This window comes from Faecalibacillus sp. TM498 (assembly GCF_020589955.1).
GTDB lineage: Bacteria > Bacillota_I > Bacilli_A > Erysipelotrichales > Coprobacillaceae > Faecalibacillus > Faecalibacillus intestinalis.
Map to the genome: position 1 here is coordinate 102,284 of NZ_JAJDKB010000001.1, position 20,782 is coordinate 123,065.

The 20,782-nt window shown below is 28.3% G+C and carries 21 protein-coding genes; 10 read left to right on the plus strand and 11 right to left on the minus strand.

Going from position 1 to position 20,782, the window contains the following annotated elements; translation table 11 throughout:
• Positions 1 to 4: 4 nt before the first annotated feature.
• A complete protein-coding gene (locus LJD32_RS00540) occupies positions 5 to 607 on the minus strand; it encodes a transglycosylase domain-containing protein (RefSeq protein WP_032090493.1) in 603 nt (200 codons plus the stop codon).
• Between the two features lie 39 nt (positions 608 to 646).
• Here LJD32_RS00540 and LJD32_RS00545 point away from each other — a divergent pair, with 39 nt between their 5' ends.
• Positions 647 to 1,318: a restriction endonuclease gene (locus tag LJD32_RS00545; RefSeq protein WP_119363675.1), complete on the plus strand. Its 672-nt coding sequence runs from the start codon at positions 647 to 649 to the stop codon at positions 1,316 to 1,318.
• Here the strand turns inward: LJD32_RS00545 and LJD32_RS00550 are convergent.
• Genes LJD32_RS00550 through rdgB form a run of 3 tightly spaced genes read right to left on the minus strand, consistent with a single transcriptional unit; the run spans position 1,287 to position 3,048 of the window.
• Entirely contained in the window at positions 1,287 to 1,952 is a 666-nt protein-coding gene (locus LJD32_RS00550) for a TIGR01906 family membrane protein (RefSeq protein WP_227391482.1), read from the minus strand. The genes LJD32_RS00545 and LJD32_RS00550 overlap by 32 nt on opposite strands.
• Positions 1,942 to 2,451 carry a tRNA (cytidine(34)-2'-O)-methyltransferase gene (locus tag LJD32_RS00555; protein WP_032090495.1) on the minus strand — a complete coding sequence of 170 codons (510 nt, stop codon included), beginning with the start codon at positions 2,449 to 2,451 and terminating at the stop codon, positions 1,942 to 1,944. The genes LJD32_RS00550 and LJD32_RS00555 overlap by 11 nt, the downstream gene beginning before the upstream one ends.
• A 12-nt stretch (positions 2,452 to 2,463) precedes the next feature.
• Entirely contained in the window at positions 2,464 to 3,048 is a 585-nt protein-coding gene (gene rdgB, locus LJD32_RS00560; RefSeq protein WP_119363677.1) for an RdgB/HAM1 family non-canonical purine NTP pyrophosphatase, read from the minus strand.
• 89 nt (positions 3,049 to 3,137) lie between these two features.
• Here rdgB and chbG point away from each other — a divergent pair, with 89 nt between their 5' ends.
• Entirely contained in the window at positions 3,138 to 3,866 is a 729-nt protein-coding gene (gene chbG / locus LJD32_RS00565) for a chitin disaccharide deacetylase (RefSeq protein ID WP_227391481.1), read from the plus strand.
• A gap of 1 nt (position 3,867) precedes the next feature.
• Here chbG and LJD32_RS00570 read toward each other — a convergent pair whose 3' ends face one another.
• Positions 3,868 to 4,635, minus strand: a complete 768-nt coding sequence (locus LJD32_RS00570; RefSeq protein WP_175300973.1) for a formate/nitrite transporter family protein — start codon at positions 4,633 to 4,635, stop codon at positions 3,868 to 3,870.
• 106 nt (positions 4,636 to 4,741) lie between these two features.
• On the opposite strand from LJD32_RS00570, the gene LJD32_RS00575 reads away from it, so the two are divergent.
• On the plus strand, positions 4,742 to 5,260 hold the full coding sequence (locus LJD32_RS00575) for a hypothetical protein (protein WP_227391480.1): 519 nt from the start codon (positions 4,742 to 4,744) through the stop codon (positions 5,258 to 5,260).
• A 588-nt stretch (positions 5,261 to 5,848) separates the two neighbouring features.
• Here the strand turns inward: LJD32_RS00575 and LJD32_RS00580 are convergent.
• Complete coding sequence (locus LJD32_RS00580; protein WP_118535897.1) at positions 5,849 to 6,436, minus strand: DUF4375 domain-containing protein; 588 nt, start codon at positions 6,434 to 6,436, stop codon at positions 5,849 to 5,851.
• 11 nt (positions 6,437 to 6,447) lie between these two features.
• On the minus strand, positions 6,448 to 7,170 hold the full coding sequence (locus LJD32_RS00585) for a Tim44 domain-containing protein (RefSeq protein WP_227391479.1): 723 nt from the start codon (positions 7,168 to 7,170) through the stop codon (positions 6,448 to 6,450).
• A gap of 97 nt (positions 7,171 to 7,267) precedes the next feature.
• Between LJD32_RS00585 and LJD32_RS00590 the strand changes: the two genes are divergently transcribed.
• The 4 genes from LJD32_RS00590 (at position 7,268) to LJD32_RS00605 (ending at position 9,633) form a co-directional block, all read left to right on the plus strand.
• The gene (locus tag LJD32_RS00590; RefSeq protein WP_227391478.1) at positions 7,268 to 7,711 is read left to right on the plus strand and encodes a MarR family winged helix-turn-helix transcriptional regulator; all 444 of its coding nucleotides are present in this window, start codon (positions 7,268 to 7,270) and stop codon (positions 7,709 to 7,711) included.
• Positions 7,695 to 9,059, plus strand: a complete 1,365-nt coding sequence (locus tag LJD32_RS00595; RefSeq protein ID WP_032090501.1) for an MATE family efflux transporter — start codon at positions 7,695 to 7,697, stop codon at positions 9,057 to 9,059. The genes LJD32_RS00590 and LJD32_RS00595 overlap by 17 nt, the downstream gene beginning before the upstream one ends.
• Positions 9,056 to 9,271, plus strand: coding sequence for a GNAT family N-acetyltransferase (locus LJD32_RS00600; protein WP_227391477.1), 216 nt, complete (start codon positions 9,056 to 9,058; stop codon positions 9,269 to 9,271). Before LJD32_RS00595 ends, LJD32_RS00600 begins: the two co-directional genes overlap by 4 nt.
• Positions 9,272 to 9,468: 197 nt before the next feature.
• Entirely contained in the window at positions 9,469 to 9,633 is a 165-nt protein-coding gene (locus LJD32_RS00605; protein WP_227391476.1) for a hypothetical protein, read from the plus strand.
• An 8-nt stretch (positions 9,634 to 9,641) separates the two neighbouring features.
• Here the strand turns inward: LJD32_RS00605 and LJD32_RS00610 are convergent, their stop codons facing one another.
• From LJD32_RS00610 to LJD32_RS00625, 4 genes are all read right to left on the minus strand, one after another.
• Positions 9,642 to 10,226 carry a methyltransferase family protein gene (locus tag LJD32_RS00610; protein WP_217498410.1) on the minus strand — a complete coding sequence of 195 codons (585 nt, stop codon included), beginning with the start codon at positions 10,224 to 10,226 and terminating at the stop codon, positions 9,642 to 9,644.
• 1 nt (position 10,227) lies between these two features.
• Complete coding sequence (locus tag LJD32_RS00615; RefSeq protein ID WP_227391475.1) at positions 10,228 to 11,190, minus strand: helix-turn-helix domain-containing protein; 963 nt, start codon at positions 11,188 to 11,190, stop codon at positions 10,228 to 10,230.
• Positions 11,191 to 11,276: 86 nt separating this feature from the next.
• Positions 11,277 to 11,492, minus strand: coding sequence for a hypothetical protein (locus LJD32_RS00620; RefSeq protein ID WP_022002891.1), 216 nt, complete (start codon positions 11,490 to 11,492; stop codon positions 11,277 to 11,279).
• 12 nt (positions 11,493 to 11,504) lie between these two features.
• The gene (locus tag LJD32_RS00625) at positions 11,505 to 12,290 is read right to left on the minus strand and encodes a ZIP family metal transporter (RefSeq protein ID WP_227391474.1); all 786 of its coding nucleotides are present in this window, start codon (positions 12,288 to 12,290) and stop codon (positions 11,505 to 11,507) included.
• Between the two features lie 104 nt (positions 12,291 to 12,394).
• Here LJD32_RS00625 and LJD32_RS00630 point away from each other — a divergent pair, with 104 nt between their 5' ends.
• The 3 genes from LJD32_RS00630 (at position 12,395) to LJD32_RS00640 (ending at position 20,774) form a co-directional block, all read left to right on the plus strand.
• A complete protein-coding gene (locus LJD32_RS00630) occupies positions 12,395 to 14,299 on the plus strand; it encodes an NAD(+) synthase (RefSeq protein WP_227391473.1) in 1,905 nt (634 codons plus the stop codon).
• Between the two features lie 108 nt (positions 14,300 to 14,407).
• Positions 14,408 to 17,191 carry a PD-(D/E)XK nuclease family protein gene (locus LJD32_RS00635; RefSeq protein ID WP_227391472.1) on the plus strand — a complete coding sequence of 928 codons (2,784 nt, stop codon included), beginning with the start codon at positions 14,408 to 14,410 and terminating at the stop codon, positions 17,189 to 17,191.
• Complete coding sequence (locus LJD32_RS00640) at positions 17,178 to 20,774, plus strand: UvrD-helicase domain-containing protein (RefSeq protein ID WP_227391471.1); 3,597 nt, start codon at positions 17,178 to 17,180, stop codon at positions 20,772 to 20,774. Before LJD32_RS00635 ends, LJD32_RS00640 begins: the two co-directional genes overlap by 14 nt.
• The last annotated feature ends 8 nt before the right edge of the window (positions 20,775 to 20,782 follow it).

Consider the following 20,782-nt stretch of genomic DNA (forward strand, 5'->3'; position numbering starts at 1 on the left):
TCTTTTAATTCACTTTAGATGGATTATAAACACTTGGTCTTTTTAAAGTTTTAACTAGTATATCACATTGTTGCTTATTTAAATCTATTGCGTCAATATGATAATAATATTGACTTGCTGCTTGAATCCCATAGTTCCCTTCACCTAAATAAGTAATATTCAAATACATTTCTAAAATTTCATCTTTACTATAGTGATCTTCTAAATCTTTAGCGATAAAGACTTCCGCAAATTTACGTGAAAGATTTTTTTTAAAAGAAAGACAAAGATTTTTAGCAAGTTGTTGCGTAATAGTTGAACCACCCTCTTTAAAAGAAAAGGTTGTAATATTTATAAACATGGCACGTGCTAAACCATAATAATCTACAGGACCATGTTGATAAAAACGTCGATCTTCGCTTTCTAATACTGCTTCTTTATATATCGGTGAAATTTGATCAAGAGTTACATAATCTTCTTTACTCTTTAGTTGATTGACTCTTTCAGATAAAGATTGTTCTTGGATTTTATCTTGGTAAATTTGATAGCCTAAATAACCATAGTACCCACAAAAACCAGTAATAATAACTAATAATATTATAATCATTTTAAAAAGTAGTTTTTTCATAGAATACTCCTTATGTTATAATCACGTAGAGGTGAATTTATGTCTTTTATTTATAAAATTTTTCTTTTATATCCTTATTGGTTTATTAAAACACTTATACATTGGATTTTTCAATTTTATAAAAATATTTTTTGTTTACATATCAATGAAAATAAAATCGATCAACTTTCTGGCTTTGAATTTGAGTTACTGATTCAAAAATTGCTTATTAAAAGCGGTTATCATTCTGTCAAAATCACTCAAGCAAGTGGTGATTACGGCATTGATCTTCTTGCCAAAAAGAATCAAGTTTCTTATGGATTTCAATGTAAAAGATATCAAAAAAATATTGGTGTCAGCGCTATTCAACAAGCATATGGTGGTATTTCTTACTATCATTTAGATCGAGCAATCGTTATTACCAATTCTTATTTTACAGAAGCCGCTTATCAATTAGCTGCTGTCAATGATATTTTATTAATTGATCGTCAAAAGCTGTTAAAAATGCTTAAAAAATCCAAACTCTTTTCTAGTCAAATACCTTTTTATTGTTATATTGTTGATATCTTCATTATTGGCCTTTTTTACTATATATACTTACAATTGCGTGATCTTATTTATTTGAGTATCTGTCTTTTTCATCTTCTTTTACTTATTTATATGTTTTTTAAAACATTACGTTATAAAAAATATAATCAAATTAAAGAGTATACGATTCATGATTATCAATAGCTAGAATCGTTTTTTGATAATGTTGATAGATTTTATAACAAATAAATGCACTGAATAAAACAATAAAAACAATCAATATAAAACAATGCATAAAAAAGTTTTCAGGCAAAATATTAATAATTGGATCTAGACGAGGATTAAAAAGCCAATAATCATTACTAAACACCAATTGATGAAACATCACAAATAAACGATCAAAATCAATAAAAGCAAAGAAGCCTAAAATCAAAGGAATGACAATCGTTAAAATGGCTGTCAATTTAAAAAAGCGATATTCTTTTTGTTTAATTTGTCTATAAACCAAATAAGAAGTTGTACAAAAAGTAAGCAAACATACCATTTGAATTATTTCAAAAATGCGTTTCACTTCTTCAAAATGAATACGTCCACCTTTTGACATGATAAAATCTTTAAAAACAAGTTTTCCTTGATAAAAGATAGATTGATAATGTATTAAGATTTGATAATTTTCTTTAATTTGTTGATATGTATAATGTGTATTTTCAACAAGTTTTAAATGATGAATATCAAAATAATAAAGTGGTTTAAAAAAGGCAACAAAAACAACAGAAAAAGAAATGATAAATAGCATGAAAGATATACTTGTCAGTATATCTTTTTTACTATAAGTCATATAAAAATTCTTCACCTTTTTGAACTTCTACTTTAGAAAGGTTTGGATAATCTTGTTGTCTTAAAACTTCATAAATCGTAAGTGCTGCACAGTTAGATAAATTAAGACTTCTTACTTTATCTGACATTGGAATACGTACACAACGATCTAAATTTTCTTTTAAAATTTCTTTAGGAATTCCATCATGTTCATGTCCAAAGAATAAATAATGTTCCTTAGAACTATCACTATAATCTTGATCCGTATAACAAAGTTTTGAATAGCGTGTAAAAAAATGATATTCTCCTGGGTTTTTAGCTTTGAATTCTTCATAAGATTCATAGACATGTAAATCTAAATCTTTAATATAATCAAGCCCCGCTCTTTTCATTTTTTTATCATCTAATTCAAATGACATAGGTTTAATAATATGTAACGCTGTATTGGTTGCGACACATGTTCTCATAATATTTCCAGTATTTTGAGGAATTGCTGGGTGTACTAATACAATATGGTTCATTTTTATCTCCTTCTATAATTCTTTTAAAATTGCATATAATTTTTTAAGTGCTTTAGCACGGTGTGAGTATTTATTTTTTTCTTCTAAAGTCATCTCTGCACTTGTTTTTTGACAAGGTGGGAAATAGAAAATTGGATCATAGCCAAAACCATTGACCCCGGCAATATGATCATGAATTTCACCTTCAAATGTTTCTTGAATCAAGATAGGTTCTTGATCTGGAATACATAAAGCTAGAGCACATACAAAGCGGCATGTTCTTTCTTTACCTTCAATTGCATCAATGATTGCTTGATTGATAATTGGATAAGGGGTATCTTTTCCTAAAAAGCGAGCAGAATAGATTCCTGGAAGCTTTCCAAAAGCATCGATTTCAATGCCACTATCATCCGCTAAAACAATTTTATGTAAATCATCAGCAACATATTTTGCTTTAATCAAAGCATTTTCTTTAAATGTTTTTCCATCTTCAACAATATCTGGAACATCATCATAAACATCTTTTAAAGATTTGACTTCAATATTTAAATCCTTTAACATTGCTTGAATTTCTTTAACTTTTCCTTGATTGGTTGTCGCCACTATGAGTTCTTTCATATTTTCATCTCACTTTCTTTGTATGTATTTTACCATTTTTTGTATCATAGTTCACTTATTTTCTTTATAATATAACTAGGAGGTTTACTATGATTAAAAGATTAATTGTAAACGCAGATGATTATGGTTTATCTGAAGGTGTTTGTTTAGGTATTTTAAAAGCGCATAGAGATGGTATTTTAACTTCAACTACTTGTATGATGAATATGGAAAACATTGAAAAATATTTAGAAATGACAAAAGACTATCCAAATTTAGGCTTAGGTGTTCATTTGAATATTACAGTAGGAAAACCTTTAACAAATGTAAGTTTTGTTGATGAAAAAGGAAATTTTAAATCAAGAGATACTTATACAAATAGAGAAGCTATCGTATCTCAAGAAGAGCTTTATCAAGAATGGAAAGCTCAAATTGAAAAATTTATTAAAATCATGGGCCATAAACCAACCCATCTAGATTCTCATCATCATGTTCATTTACTTAATAGCAATATTGATGTTGCATTAAAGCTAGCTCATGAATATGATTTACCTATTCGTCAAGAAACATACTTACAAAAAGATTTTGAACCTGTTTATTTTGAAGAACTTTTCTATAACCAAGATGCAACTTTTGAAATGATTGATACGATTTTACATAAAGATGTTAAAAATTATGAATTGATGTGCCATCCTGCCATGATTGATTGGAAACTTTACCAAATATCTTCTTATCATTTAAGACGTGCTCATGAATTAGATCTCTTATGTAGTCAAAAAGTTAAAGAAATGACGAAGGATATTGAATTCATTAATTACCATGCTATTAAAAAAATCTAGCTTATTCGCTAGTTTTTTTTGGTCGAATCATTAAATAGATTGGTAAGCCAAGAAGAATGCTTCCCCCAATAATATTTCCTAAAGTCGAAAGTAACATATGTAATCCTACCCCACTCCAAGATATGCTTGTACCCAAAGCGGTAAAGGTCATAGAAAATGTTCCCATATTCGCAATGCTATGTTCAAATCCTGGTAAAACAAATGTCATGACAATAATCATCATAATAAATGTTTTAGCCATTTCTTCTTTTAGTTTCATGCCAACAAATGCAGCCGCACATACAATAAAATTACATAGAATTCCTTTAATAAAAAGTTCTAAACCATCAAAACTTAATTTATTAGAAACGACGTTTGCAAGATATTGATTCATCGCTTCATGATTAACACCACTTCTAATAAATAAAAAACAAATCAAGGAAATTCCCACGAAGTTTCCTACATAACAAATTCCCCACATTGGTAAAATATCTAAAAATTTTAATCTTTTATGGTAAACTGGAAACATCGTGGTAAAACAATTTCCCGTAAATAGCTCTGATCCAAGTAAAACAATAATCACTAAACCAATTCCAAAAGCTCCCGCAAATGCAATCTTAGCCGCAATTACATGATGTTCTACAAGTAAAACTGCCAATGTATAAGATAAAATGGTCGCAAGACCTAAATAAAGACCTGCCACAATACTTCTTATAAAAAAACGAAACGGATCTTTTTTAGACATTTCATATTTTGTCATGGCAGCTTTCTCTAATAATTCATAATCCATAAAATTTCCTCCGTTTCTTACAATAACATAAAAAATATATAAATGTAACCTCTTCCATTGTTTTTATTGCTTTATTTTTATGTTACTTTATAGATGAGGTGATTTTATGTTGAATCATATAATTCAAGAATTAATAACCAAAGCGATTGAAAAGCAAACAGAAAAAATCATTACCAAAAAATCACAAAAAAAGATACAACAAGAAGCAGTGATCTTTAATAAACCTCATCTTTTTGTATCTGGTTATTATCAAGCTTATGCTTTTTTATTCGCATGTCCTATTTTAATAATCGTTTTATTATTATGCATTTTCATTCAATTTCAAGTACATCATTTTGATATGGTTACTTTATGTTGCATTTTAATCATTTTCTTACTTTATATCACTTATAAAAGAGTCCATAAAATGTATTTACTTGCCTATTGGCAATCAGGCTTAACTTTTTATGACCGCAAAGGAAACCAACTTGTACAAATTCCTTCATCCTATTTAAAAAATGCTACTTCAAAAACTAACAAACTTATTATTCCCTATCATAATGAAACTTGGATCATAGAAAAAAATAAAAATGATAATTTAAAAGAAGTAGAAAAAATGATTTTCTATTTTAAAAACGACTTTTGAGTCGCTTAAAAAAACATTTGTTGCACATCTTTAAATAAAATCATTTCTTTATATTGTTTTAAATCTTCTCCATCTAACATCTTTAGTAATACCTCTAAATTCGTTTTAATATATTTCGAAGGAGTAAAGGGAAAATCACTCCCATATCTGTTGTAATTGTAAGTAATCATTTTAAAAGATATGGTACAGGATTTCCTATAATGTCAAAATAAAGATTTTTAAAGCTTGCTTCAACATCTACTTCTTTCGTCATTTTTTGTGGTATTAGTATTTTTGACATTCCCATAAATCTCTCATAAATATTCGGTAAAAAAGAACCACAATGAGGAATAATCCAAGCAATATTTGGATAGCGTAAAATAACATCATTTCCTATTAAATTTAAAACTGCTCGCGTAGTATCTGCAATAAAATCAAATAAAGGAACAAGTCCAGCGGTAAAAATATTTTCATTGATAAGCTTAGAACGATGCGGATGAATATTATAAATCGCATGTCATTTATTTAATTCTTCCATCAAAAATTCTAACTTTACGTCTCCTAAATAAAGTCCTCGACTGTTGTTTGGAAAGTTGATACCTTCTGCTTTTAACTTTCTTTCATAAAATGTTCTTTATTTTCTTTTAAATATTGCAGCAAAAACGCATTGCATTCCTTTTCACTTTCATCATAATAAGTATCATCTTTTTGATTGAGTTTTTCTGTAATTTCATCATTACTATACATTTCTATTTTTTCAGGACAAATCTCTTTTGACTCAGCTAGATAGCGTGTACTGTTTTCCAGATGAACATTTTGTAAGGTTTGTAAAGTAATATCGACTTGATCATGACAATTGTAAAGGAATTGTTCAACACCACCATTTCCTGTTTCACCATTAAAATTATAAATAAGCCAGAAAATTCTTTGATAATCATTGATTTGATCCAATTCATAACCATATTCACATAAATCACATAAACGAAGATACACTTCATCAATGGTTGTATTGGTTACTTCTTTGTTTAAGAGTTCTTTTAAAGGTGTTTTAGAAATCTTTTCACTTTCCTTATAAAGATCCCACATTTGTTTTGTAGGATTTTGATTAAAATCATCTACTTTTTCTTTTACACACACTAAAATAAAAGCTCCTAAAACAACACTTATAGCTATAATTCCAATTGTTTTCTTATTCATCTTTATTTCCTCTAGTTTTCATATTCATCTTGTTGTCTAATTTCATCTAATAAAATACGATTCCCTAATCGTTTAAACTTCCAATATTCCACAAAAACACCATCGTAACTTTCAATCACTTGATTTTGCTCATCAATTGTAAGATCATCCATCATTCCTTCAATATAGACCCAAAAATAATCCTCATCATCATTTTCACTATCATAAACATTAACGACATGTTGTTTTATAAGTTTTATATTCGTAAGTTCATTTCTTCTTTCCTGAAACTCATACCAATTCATTTTTGTTTGCCACGCATCTAAAAGTTGTGGTGTTAAGTAGTCTTTTAAAGTTTCTAAATCTTTTTTTGACCATGCTTCTTGAATAATAAAATAATTACGTTTGACTTCTTTTTTAATTCTTTCTTCATTCCAAAAAGCATCTTCATCATCTAAAATATCCAGTTGTTTTTTAGTTCTTTGATGAAGTAAGCGTGCTTTACGTCTTCTTTGTGAAGCATTTAATCCATAAATTCCTGAAACAACCACAACGGTCATAACGATACCTTCTATAGGATTGGAACGTCCTCTTCTTCCATAATAATGGTCGTGATAGCTATTTCCTCTAGAACTTGAAGAACCTCCACCATTACTACCAGAGCCACTCCCACCACCGGCTCTAGCATAACAGCTTCCCGTAAATAATAACGTGATTATTAAAAATGTTGAAAGTATTGTGATTATCTTTTTCATACATATTTCCCCCGTTTGATTTATTATAACATAGTCTTGACTTCTAAAAAAAGAAGCATAAAATATAGTTTGAATTCAAACTATATAAGAGGCACTTATGTTAGAAGATCAATTTTATTTTCAATTACTTAAATGTTCTAATCATCAAAAAAGATGGATCAATCAAAGAACAATACAAATCGATGTTTTACCAGGACAAAGTAAAGTCCTTCAATGTTTAGATGAGCATGGTCCCTTGTCTCCTAAAGAAATAGGAAAACTATGTATTGTAGATAAATCTACAACAACCTCTTTACTTAATAAGATGGAAAAGATGAATTATATTGAAAAGAAAAAGCAAAATCATGATAAGCGTTCTATTCTAATTCATCTTACTAAACTTGGAAAAGAAAAAGCAAAACTTGTCAAACAAATTTGTTTAGAAAGCGACCAATTTATTTTACAAGGACTTTCTAAAAAAGAACAACGAGAAATCATTCATTTGCTTAAACAAATGAATAATACCTTAGAAAAGGAGGATACACATGGAAACACAAAATAACTTTGCGATAGGAAGTATTCCTAAACATATTATGTCAATTGCAGGACCAATGATTGTCGCTCAACTCATTAATGTTTTATACAATGTTATTGATCGTATTTATATTGGACGTATTCCTCATGTAGCGACCCTTGCTATGGGTGGTCTAGGAATTTGTTTACCAATTATTTCCATTGTCATGGCTTTTGCAAACCTCTTTGGTATGGGTGGTTCCCCTCTTTGTTCAATTGCGAGAGGTCAAGGTAAAAATGATGACGCTGAAGAAATCATGGGTAATTCATTTTCTTTACTTGTCATCTTTGGAATTATTCTTACGATTGTTGGTTTTATTTTCAAAGAAGATATTTTATGGGCTTTTGGTGCCAGTAAACATACCATTAGTTATGCTTTGGATTATTTATCTATTTACTTAATTGGAACTATTTTTGTTTTAGTAAGTCTAGGGATGAATAGTTTTATTAATAGTCAAGGTTTTGCGAAAGTCGGAATGATGACAGTTCTTATCGGTGCTATTTTAAATATTATTTTAGATCCTCTATTTATCTTTGTTTTACATATGAATGTTAAAGGAGCTGCCATTGCGACCGTCATTTCTCAAGGTGTTTCTGCTTTATGGACCTTACAATTTTTAACAGGTAAACAAACTATTTTGAAACTTAGAAAAAAATATTTTAAACTTAATTTCTACTATGTAAAACGTATTTTTTCACTTGGTACAGCTGGCTTTATGATGGGGATTACCAATTCTGTTGTGACGATTGTTTGTAATTCGACTTTACAAACTTACGGTGGAGATCTTTATATCGCCATCATGACAATTATCAACTCCATTCGTGAAATTGCTCAATTACCCGGTCAAGGAATGGCCAATGCCTGTCAACCAGTTTTAGGTTATAACTATGGGGCTAAAGAATATAAACGTGTTCTTACAGGTATTAAGTTTGTCACAATTGTTTCTTTTATAATGATGTTTGTGATATGGCTTGCAATTACCCTATTCCCTGAATTTTTCATTCAAATCTTTACACATAATCAAAAAATCATTAGTCATGGTATCACATCTTTACATCTTTATTTTTTTGGTTTCTTTATGATGACTTTCCAAATGGTTGGACAATCAACTGCCGTTGGTTTAGGAAAATCAAAACAAGCGATTTTCTTTTCGATCTTTAGAAAAGTAATCATTGTTGCTCCTTTAACTGTCATTCTACCAAAATTTATTGGTATTAATGGTGTCTTTATTGCTGAAGCTATCAGTAACTTTATCGGTGGTGGTGCTTGTTATATTACCATGTGGTTGACAATTGGTAGAAAACTTCAACAAAAATGCAAGGAAGAAGCCGTATGAATACCCCAACATTAAACACACGTAGATTGACTTTAAGAAAATTCAATGAAAATGATTTAGAAGCTTTTTATGACATTTTTTCTGATAAGGAAGTCAACCAGTTTCTTCCTTGGTTTCCTTTAAAAAATCTAGATGAAGCTAAAAGCTTTTATCAAGAAAGATATGCTTCTATTTATCAAAAGAAACAGAGATACGCTTACGCTATTTGTTAAAAAAACAATACTCCCATTGGTTATATCAATATTGATTTAGATGAAAGTCATGATTTAGGCTATGGTCTAAAAAAAGAATACTGGCATCAAGAAATTGTGAGTGAAGCTGTAAATCCATTATTCAACAAGCTCAAAAAGAAGAGCTTAATTATTTAACTGCTACCCATGATATTAAAAATATTCATAGTGGTCATGTTATGAAAAAAGCAGGTATGCATTATTGTTATTCTTATAAGGAACACTGGATGCCTAAAAATATTCCAGTTATTTTTAGAATGTATCAAATAAATCTTGATGGAAAGAAACGTATTTATCAAAAATACTGGAATCAATATGAACATTTTATTGAAGAAAACATATAAAGGACAAGTTATTTAAAACCTGTCCTTTTTCCTATATAACAATTAACTTGTTGGTAATATCGAAGGTATTGTTCTTTGAATTCTTGTTTTAAAAAAGGCTCTTCAACATATTTGATTTGAAGATGAAACATCATCATTGCAAGTAATGAAATAATCAATAAAATTGTATTAAAAAACATTAAACACATTCCTAGATAAACAAGATTAAAACCTAAAAAGGCTGGATTACGACTAATTTGGTAAATACCATCTGTAATCAAATCTGTTTTTTCTTCATAGCTCACTCCTACACGCCAACTATCTTTCATTGTTAAAACAGAAGCAATAAAAACAATATCTCCTATGATTCCTAAAAATATTCCCATGATGCGAATTATCAATGGAAAAGTCGTTGTATTTAAATAAATACTTAGTATTTCTATGATAAAAGTAGCAATCGTTGCCCCTTTCATCATTATTTCTATCTTCTTTTGAATTCCTTGTTTTCCTTTTCCCATATGATCTGTTTGAATTCCTTGTTTTCTTTGTTGAAACATCTTTATAAAATAACAAAGATAAAAGACAAGCAAAATCATATATCCTACTATTTGCATCTTAATTCCTTCTTTTACTTATTAAATCTATAATGATCATCACGACACCATATAAAACACCAGCTATTGCCCAAATAATCCAACTATATTGTATTTGTCCATTACCATTTTCACCAAAAGTATAATAAAGAAAAATAGCAGTAACAACAAGCCAATAGATGGCACTTATTTTTGATTTTAAAGCATTTTTCTTTTTTTGTTCAGGTGTATAATCCCCTGTTTGTAGAATCTTATCCAATGCATTTTGATAAATTCCTGCTAAAACAAGAAAAAAACAACCAATACTTACAAACAATAAAAGAAAACAAACAGCAATACTTTCTAAAAATTCATAATTTAAAAAGATAAAAATAGGTAAAACTGATAAAATACATAGAGCAATGCCTAGAATTTGATAACGGTGATAGTGATCTTGATAAGCTTCTTTTTCTTTAACTGCGTATTCTTTTACACTATTTTCAAGAGAAAAATCTTCTTTTTCTAAAAAATCATATTTTTTAACTTTAAAAGCACATAAACAAAATAAGATAACTGCTATCGTAATACAAATAATTAAAAAACTAAGACCTATACTTATTGCTAAATTTTCTGCCATATAAAATCGTTGGTACTGACATAGCGTTGTAAAACCAATTAATGGAATAGGTGAAATCACACATAAAAAAGTTGCAAATGCAATTTTTAAAGATGATTGTTTTCTAATCTTTAAATATTCTTGTACTTGTGTCAAAGATAAATAAATCCCTGTTTGAATGTTCCCTTCATTTTCCTGATCTAATAATAGATAATCTGTCGTTACATGAAAGAGTTGGCTAAGTTGAATAATTTTATCGGTATCAGGCATCGATTGACCTGACTCCCATTTTGAAACAGCTTGTCTTGAGATTTGAAGATGGTTAGCCAGTTCTTCTTGTGACCACCCTTCTTTTTTTCTTAACATCATTATTTTTTCTGATAAATTCATAACTTCCCTCCTGTTTCTATCTTAGAACAATTATCCAAAAAGTACTACCAACTCTACTTTTCGTTTTGTCAACTATCAGTTGACATTTAGATATTTGTTTTAAAAAAGCTTATAATTCCTACAACAATTAATAAAACAAAGGCAAAATAAAGCAAACCACATGAGACCATCACCATTAAAGTAATCGGCAATAAAATAATCGTTAAAACAAATTTTGAAAGTCCCCAAGCTGCCTTTAAGCCAAAGAAAAATAATTTTCCAAAAATGTAAAACATCAAAATCATAAATAAAAAATAGAACATTTTAATCTCCTCTTATCCTAAAAAAACATCCATTAACATCATGATCACAAAACCACTCAAAACACCAAAAGTTCCGACATGACTATGTTTACCAAGCTGTGCTTCTGGAATGAGTTCTTCTACTACAACATACATCATCGCTCCTGCAGCAAATGATAAACAAATAGGTAATATTGTTTGCATAATATGAATTGTAAAACCAGCAATAACTCCTGCAATAGGTTCAACAATTCCTGAAAGACTTCCATAAACAAAAGCCTTTGTACGTGACATTCCTTCCTGTTTTAAAGGAAGAGAAATAGCTGCTCCTTCAGGTAAGTTTTGAAGTCCAATTCCAAGAGCTAAAGCAAGTGCAGAAGCAAATGTAATACTCGAATTACTTGCTGCAATCGCAAAAGTCAAACCTACCGCAAATCCTTCAGGAATATTATGTAAAGTGACTGCTAAAACAAGCATCGTATTTTTCCCCAACATACTTTTAGGTCCTTCAGGCTTGTCTTCATTTAAGTGTTGATGTGGAATCACATGATCTAAAAAAAGCAAGAATAAAGCTCCAATGATAAATCCTCCACCTAAAATAAGCGCACTATTTTGACCATTAGTTTCTGCCATTTCCATGGAAGGAATCAATAAAGACCAAACAGAGGCTGCAATCATAATGCCTGCCGCAAATCCTAAAAAAAGTTGTTGATAAAAATCTTTGATTTCATCTTTAAAGAAAAAAACCAACGCACTTCCTAAAGTAGTCATTAAAAATGTAAATAAGGTTCCAAGTAATGGATATAATAATGTATTCATAAATTTCTCCTTCTTCTTTTATTATAAAGATTTTGAATATTTTGCATAATGATATGCTAAAATAATTATGTTTTTGTTATAATAAGGACAAATGGAGGAATTTTATGAAAGATGGATATATAAGAGTTGCCAGTGCATCAATTGATACACTTATTGGCAATGTTAAACATAATGCTAATGAAATTAAAAAGGTCTTAAAAGAAACAAGAGAAAAGAAAGCACAAGTGGTTGTTTTTCCTGAACTTGTTTTAAGTGGTTATACTTTAGAAGATTTATTTTTACAAAATCGTCTTTTAAATGAATGTCTTGTTCAATTAGAAGAAATTATGCATGATACAAAAGGACACCAACAAATTGTCGTTATTGGTTTACCTTTTCATTATCAAAATAATTTATATAATGTATCTGCTGTTTTATATGATGGAAATATTTTAGGAATTGTTCCTAAATATCATATTCCAAATTATAATGAATATTACGAAGGCAGACGTTTTACACCTTGTTTTGAAGATAATATTGAAATTGAGCTTTTTGGACAAATTGTTTTATTTGGTCGTAAAGTAGTTTTTGCTTGTCAAAATTTACCAAGTTTTACATTAGGTGTAGAAATTTGTGAAGATTTATGGCTTCCAAATGCGCCAAGTAATGAACTTGCTTTAAATGGAGCAACGGTCATTTGCAATACATCTGCCAGCAATGAATTAACTGCTAAAAAAGATTATCGAAGAAACCTTGTTTCAATGCAATCAGCAAAACTTGTTTCAGGATATGTTTATAGTAATGCAGGAAGTGGAGAAAGTACAACCGATGTAGTTTTCTCTGGGCATCATTTAATTTGTGAAAATGGAACGATTATTAATGAAAGTACTGGTTTTGATGCTGAAGTGATTTATGGTGATTTAGATGTTGAAAAACTTATTAGTGAAAGAAGAAAGATGACAACTTATCAATCGCATCATAATTATGACTATGTTTACTTTGATATGGATTTGATTGATATTGAAACAAATCATTACTATGATCCTCATCCTTTTGTACCAAGTAATCCTGCCCTTCGAGAATTACGTTGTAAAGAAGTCTTTGAAATTCAAACAAGAGGTTTAATGCAAAGATTAAAAGCTACTCATATAAATAAAGTCGTAATTGGTATTTCAGGTGGCTTAGATTCAACACTTGCACTCCTTGTTTGTGTCATGGCATTTGAAAAATTAGGTTATGATAAAAAGAATATTTATGCAATTACCATGCCTTGTTTTGGAACAACATCACGTACAAAAAATAACGCTTTAGGTCTCATGGAAGAACTTGGAGTGACAAGTCAAACTGTCAATATTGCTGAAGTTGTAAGAATGCAATTTAAAAATATTGATCAAGATGAAAATGTACATGATGTTACTTATGAAAATGTTCAAGCCCGTGAACGTACTGAAATCTTAATGAATAAAGCAAATCAAATTGGTGGACTTGTCATTGGAACAGGTGATTTAAGCGAAGTTGCTTTAGGTTGGTCAACTTATAATGGTGATCATATGTCCATGTACGCTGTCAATGTTTCAGTTCCTAAAACACTTGTGCGTTATCTTGTGGACTATGTTTCTTCTCTTTATAAAGGTCAAGTTCTTGAAACAATTTTACAAGATGTTTTAGATACTCCTGTATCTCCTGAACTTCTTCCTCAAGAAGATGATAAAATTGTTCAAAAAACAGAAGATATCGTTGGTCCTTATGAACTCCATGATTTCTTTATTTATCATATGGTACGTTTTGGTGATGAACCTCGTAAACTTTATAAAAAGACAAAACTTGCCTTCAAAGATAAATATGATAAAGATACAATTAAAAAATGGTTACGTTTATTCTACTGGCGTTTCTTTAGTCAACAATTTAAACGTAGTTGTATCCCCGATGGTCCAAAAGTTGGATCTGTCGCTTTATCACCTCGTGGTGATTGGCGTATGCCAAGTGATGCCAATGTTCAAATATGGCTTGATGAAGTCGAAAGAATTTAGAACTGCTTGCAGTTCTTTTTTTATTAACTCCTTATTTTATCCTTTTAATAAGAGTTTTCACTAAATATTTAAATCTATCTATGATAAAATAAAGCAAGAGGTGACATTATGCATATTTATAACTCAAATCACTATAGTTCAACAATAAAACAAATCATAAATGATTGTTTACACTCTGCAAAAGAAAATCCTTTTGCTATTCATTACATCATTGTTGATGATCCTAAATATTACGAAGAAATTTTCTTAAAATGTACAGATACCCTTTTTAATATTGAACTCATGACATTATCGTCGTTTTATCAAAAGCTTCTACAAATATATCATCAAGATTTTAGAAAAAAAACAGATATTCAAAATCTTTTAGAAATTATTAAAATGAATAAAGAAGATACCTCTTCTTTATTTCATTTAAGCGCTAATCATGTTTTAACAGCTAAACAAATATTAGATATTTTTAAAAATTTCTATCTTTATAATATTCAAGAAACAACAAAAAAGTTACCAGATTTATCAAAAGAAAAAATTAAAACACTTTTCAATTTATATCATCAATTTGATCAAACTCATTTTTTAGAACATGATCTTATTTATTCACTTATTGATGAAAAGTGCCACAATTATTATTATTTTCTAACAAATCAAATAACAATTCCTAGAAATCAAGCACTTATTCAAAAGCTTGATCAATATGGTCATGTTTTTATTTATCAAGATACAAAAGAAAATGAAATTCTTGATTATACAGGTTATGTCACAAATCATTTATTTGATTCATCACATACAAAAAGTGATTTTGAACATCCTTATCAAATCTTAAAAGCATCAACGATTCAAGAAGAAGTCAAACAAGTTGTTTTTGATATTAATACATTACTTAAAGAAAATGCTTTACGTGATTTTGTGATTTATTACCCAAATGATGATTATTATCGTCATCTTTGTCGTATTTTAGATCAATTTAACCTTGCATATAATCGAAAAGAAACAATCACTAATCAAGCTTTTCAAGTCGTTAATATGCTTTTACAATATTGCCTAAGTAAAGATGAAACATATCTTTTAGATGCAATCAGTTCTTTATATTTATTAAATTTTCAAGATCATCAATATGTATCTTATTTAAAAAATTTATATACTTTACAAGGTTTTATTGATGATGAAAATTATCTAGCATTAAAAAAAGCAGTTTTAAAGATTCAAGGTCATGATTTATCATCCTATTCTTTATCTTTGATTGATTTTATTGAACACTCTTTTTGTAAAAATGAACTTGTTTATGCTTTACTTTCAAGTTTAAAACTTGAAGGAACTGAACCTCTTTCTTTAAAAGAATATTTAAGTTTACTTCAAGAAATGCTTTCTAAAAAAACACATTCTTTTAAGGAAAGCTATGACAGTCTTTATTTACTTAATTACAATCAACCTTACAGTGAACTCTTACAAGCAACATATGTTTATTGTTTAGGTTTAAATGAAACAATTATTCCTCAAGAATTTAAAAATACCAATTTACTTTTAAATCAAGAAGCACTTGCATTAAAGTATCCTACAACCTATGATGCACTAAATAAACATCAAAATACTTTAAGACATCTTTTTTCTTGTCACCATCAAAAAATCATTTTAAGTTATGCATTAAGAAATTTAAATGGTGGAGATTTGGTTGTTTCATCGATTATTCAAAAATTAACGAAATTATTTACGATACCAACTTTTAAAAAACATATACTTATTCATCCTTCATTAAAAGAAGATTATTATTTAAAAGGACATCAAGATGATTCATTATCTGTTTTAAATCATCATCTATTGGTTTACAAACAATCCCATCATCAAGTATTACCAATGCATATCAATTATCAACATAATCCTCTTTCCGCAAGTAAATTAGAGGTCTATAACCAATGCCCTTATAAATACTATCTACAATATATGTTAAAAGTAGATTCTATAAATAATTCTTTAATACAAAGTAATGAAATCGGTACTTTAGTTCATTATGTTTTAGAAAAAAATCATCATTATTTCAATAACTATCAAGCTAAAAACTTTGATTCCTTAAAAGAAGATATTCATTTAAGTATTCAAAACTATTTAAAGACTCATATGTTAAAGAAATATGCTTTGAAAAAAAATCAATTCTTTTTAAAACTGATTGAAGATGATTTATATAATACAATTATTGTTCTAGCAAAACAGATGCAACATGGTTTATTTGAACTCTCTGCTTGTGAAGAAAGAGTTTATGATAAGATTCAAGATATTGAACTTAAAGGTTTTATTGATCGTGTAGATTTATATCAAAATTATTTAAAAGTCATTGATTATAAATCTTCGAATAAAGAATTGAATTTAGAGCTAGCACGTTTAGGATTTAATATGCAAATGTTGATTTATTTAGAAATGTTATCAAAGAATAAAAACTATGATAAAGGCGCTGTTTTGTATTTTAATACAAAGAAAAGAATGTTAAAAAGTGAGATTTCTATTTTAGAAAAACAAGATCCTGAAAGTTTTTTTAAACTTTATAAAATGGATGGCTATAGTGTAGATGACACTTATTTAGAAATTGATCATGAAATGGAACAAGAAAGTGATATTATCAAGATCAAACTTAAAAAAGATGGTAGTCCTTATAATAACGCTAAAATTATTTCTCATGATGAATTAGCTACCCTTTTACAAGAAATCACTTTACACATTCAAAGTCTTTACCAACAAATGATTACTGGAGATATTCGTATTTATCCAACACGTAGTGATAATCCAAACATTGATATGCATATTAATCCTTGTCGTTTTTGTCATTATAAAGCCATTTGTAATTATGATATTTTCTATAATGAAGATCATCAAATTGAATTAGGAGGTCAAAATGAAGAAAGATAAAAGTTTAAATGATGAACAAAATCTCGCTGTTTATAGTCGTGGAAGTTCTATTTTAGTTTCAGCACCTGCTGGTTCTGGAAAAACAAAAATTCTTGTTAATCGTATGATGTCTTTAATTGAAGATGATCATGTAAGTGTAGATTCTTTACTTGTTTTAACTTTTACGAAAGCAGCTGCTTTAGAAATGAAACAAAGACTCGTAGAAAGTTTAAATAAAAGAATTCATATTGTTGATGAGTCTTTAAAAGTACATTTAGAAAAACAAAAGATATTATTAAATGATGCTTATATTACAAATTTCCATTCTTTTTGTAGTGATTTATTAAGTCAATATGGCTATACAATTCATTTGGATTCTAAGTTTGAAATTCTTGAAAACCCTACTTTAATTAAAGAAAATATTTTAAATCAATGTCTTGAAAAATGGGTTCAAGAAAAAGAATTTTATGATTTTTATCAAGAAAATTATACTGGTTATCAATTTAATTCTTTTAAAGAAATTCTTTTTCAATTAGATAATTTATCACATACTGTTTATCATTTTGATGATTATTTAGATCAAGTGAAAATAAAACTTTATGATCGTGTCATCAATGATCAAACAATTGAAGATACGCCTTTTGAAAAACCATTAAAAAAAATATTACACGAAGCTTTTCAAGAAGCCTATGATAGTTATTTAAAGCTTGAAGATTATTGTCAAACATATGGTTTAGGTTTTTACTTTGAAGAAACAAAGAAATTACCTGCACCACATACTGTTTTAGAAAATTATTTTCAAAATTTAAAAGAATGTTTTAATCAAGGAAAATATTTTTCAATGGGTATAGAAATTGAAAAACATCGTATGGCTAGTTATAAAGATGTTGATGATTCAATCAAAGAAACATATAAATCCTTATTAGATCAAACTAAAAACACTTTTAGTAAAGCTTATCAAAAATGTATGCCTTCTTCGATTGAAGAATTAAGTGAGGTTTTAAAAGTTTCTTATCGCCATTTAGAAATCTATTTAAAATATCTTAAAGAATTTCAAAAGGAATACCAAGCTTATAAAAAATCTCTTTCTTATTTAGATTTTAATGACCTTGAACAATATACCCTTCAATTATTAAGTGAAAATCAAGGGGTTGCTCAAACTCTTTATCAACAATTTCATGAAATTATGATTGACGAATACCAAGATACAAATGAAATTCAAGAAAATTTGATTTTATTAATTTCTCGTTTTCAAGAACCTGAAATTAATCGTTTTATGGTTGGGGATATGAAACAATCGATTTATCGTTTTAGAAAAGCGGATTTAGATATTTTTAATGAAAAATATCTCACTTATGGTCTTGAAGATAGTAATCAAAGAATCGATTTAAAATTCAATTATCGTTCAAATAAAATTGTTTTAGATAGTATTAACTATATCTTTAATGCGATTATGGATCGTCGTTATGGTGGTTTGGAATACGACAATGATCCTCATGCCCAACTAAATTACGACTTTTTACGAAAAGAAAAATGTGACACTGATGAAAAATTACAACAAGCCATGTTACGTTACGATCAAGAAAAACGTTTCGATAGTGAAATCATGCTGGTTTTAAAACCCGAAGATGAAACAGTGGATATGATTGAATATGAAGCAAAAATGATTGGAAAAAAAATTCATGAGATGGTTGGTCATCTTGAACTTGATTTTTATACTGGAAATCGTTTGGCAAAGTATCAAGATGTTGTTGTTTTGATGAGAAATGTTGCTAATTTTATAACTTATAAAAAGGTCTTTGATGCTATTTCTATTCCTAATTTAATTGTTCTTACTAAAGGATTTTTTGAAAGTAATGAAATTTTAGATTGTGTTTACTTTTTAAAAGCATTAGATAATTGTTTAGATGATTTGGCACTTATTTCATTGCTTAAAGGAAATTATAAAAAAACACGCTTTGATGAAAACTGGCTTTACCTTCATAAAATAGAAAATACATCTATGTATGAATCTTTAAAACAAGCAGCCGATCAAGAAGCGATTGATTTTTTAAACTATTATCATAAAATGCAAGAATTTGCTAGAAATCATCCAGTATATGAAGTTTTAGAAAAATTTATTAAAGAAAACGAATATGATCTATTTATCAGTTCTCTTTATAATGGTAAACAACGCTATGCCAATGTTCAACTTTTAATTGAAATGTTGAAAGCAGATGAAGGTCTTTCTTTATATCAAATCGTTCATAAATTTGAACAAACAATGACTTTAGGAATTGATTATAAACCTGCTACCCTTTCAAGTGATGGTGATGCTGTTACTTTTATGACGATCCATCAATCAAAGGGACTTGAATTTCCTATCGTAATCGTTAATCAAATGAACCATCAATTTAATTTTGCTGATGGAAAAGCACCTTTAATTCAAGATAAAAATTTAGGAATCATTTTAAATCCTCATCAAAAACAAGATTTAGGAGATTTTCAAAATGTCCTTATTGAATATCCACATCCTTTACGTGGTATCTTTTCAACAGTTCTTGATAATGAAACCATTAATGAAGAAATGCGTATTCTTTATGTAGCTCTTACAAGAGCATCTCAAAAGTTGATTTTAACGGGGGGGTTAAAAGAGATTAATATGATTGAAAAATGGCAAAAACAAGTCATTGATTATGCGCTGGATGCTTCATGTCATCTTTTACCTGCAACGATTCGTAAATCAAATCAAATGTTGAATTGGATCATGCTTGCTTTAATACGTCATCCTGATTTTATTCAACAATGTATTGATTTATCATTATTTGATGAAAAAATTAAAAATTATTATGATTTGGATCAAGTAAAAAATAACGCTTTACAATTAAAACTTTATCAAGAAAACACGATGCAACTTAATACCTGTCATTCTAAATTTCATACATCAATTATTGATGTTCATACAATTGATGAATATATCTATCCAACAAGTCAAATAGAAAATAATGATCGAGAACTTTATTTAAAAAATAGTCAATTTAATTATCAAAACAAAGCACCTTTTGATAAAACAGTAGCAGTTACTTCTATTATTGATGATGGAAATCGTTTTTTTGAAAGAGATGATGAAGAAAATGAATCATCAATGAAAGCAACTGATCGAGGAACTCTTGTTCATTTATTTTTAGAATTATATCCTTTAGATAAAGAATTAAATTTTGAAGAATGTTTTCAAAATATTATACAAAGATCTTTATTTAATGAAGAAGCGAGAACTCTTTTAAATCAATATAAAGTTCATTTAGAAAGCTTTATTGAAAGTGATATTTATCAATTGATGTTAAAAAGTTCATATTGTTATAAAGAAAAAGAATTTTCATTTTTAAATGAAAATAAACAAATTATTCATGGTATTTTTGACGTTTTATGTATTAACGAAGACAAAATAACAATCATTGATTATAAGACAGATACATTAGCTAAAAATAGTTCTGATGAACTCTTAAAAGAACTTCATCAAGGTCAAATGTATTATTATAAAAAGATTATGAAGCAAATGTTTCCAAATAAAGAAGTGGAAGCTATTGTTTATTATTTACACATTCATCGTTATGTTACACTTTAGGAGGTTTC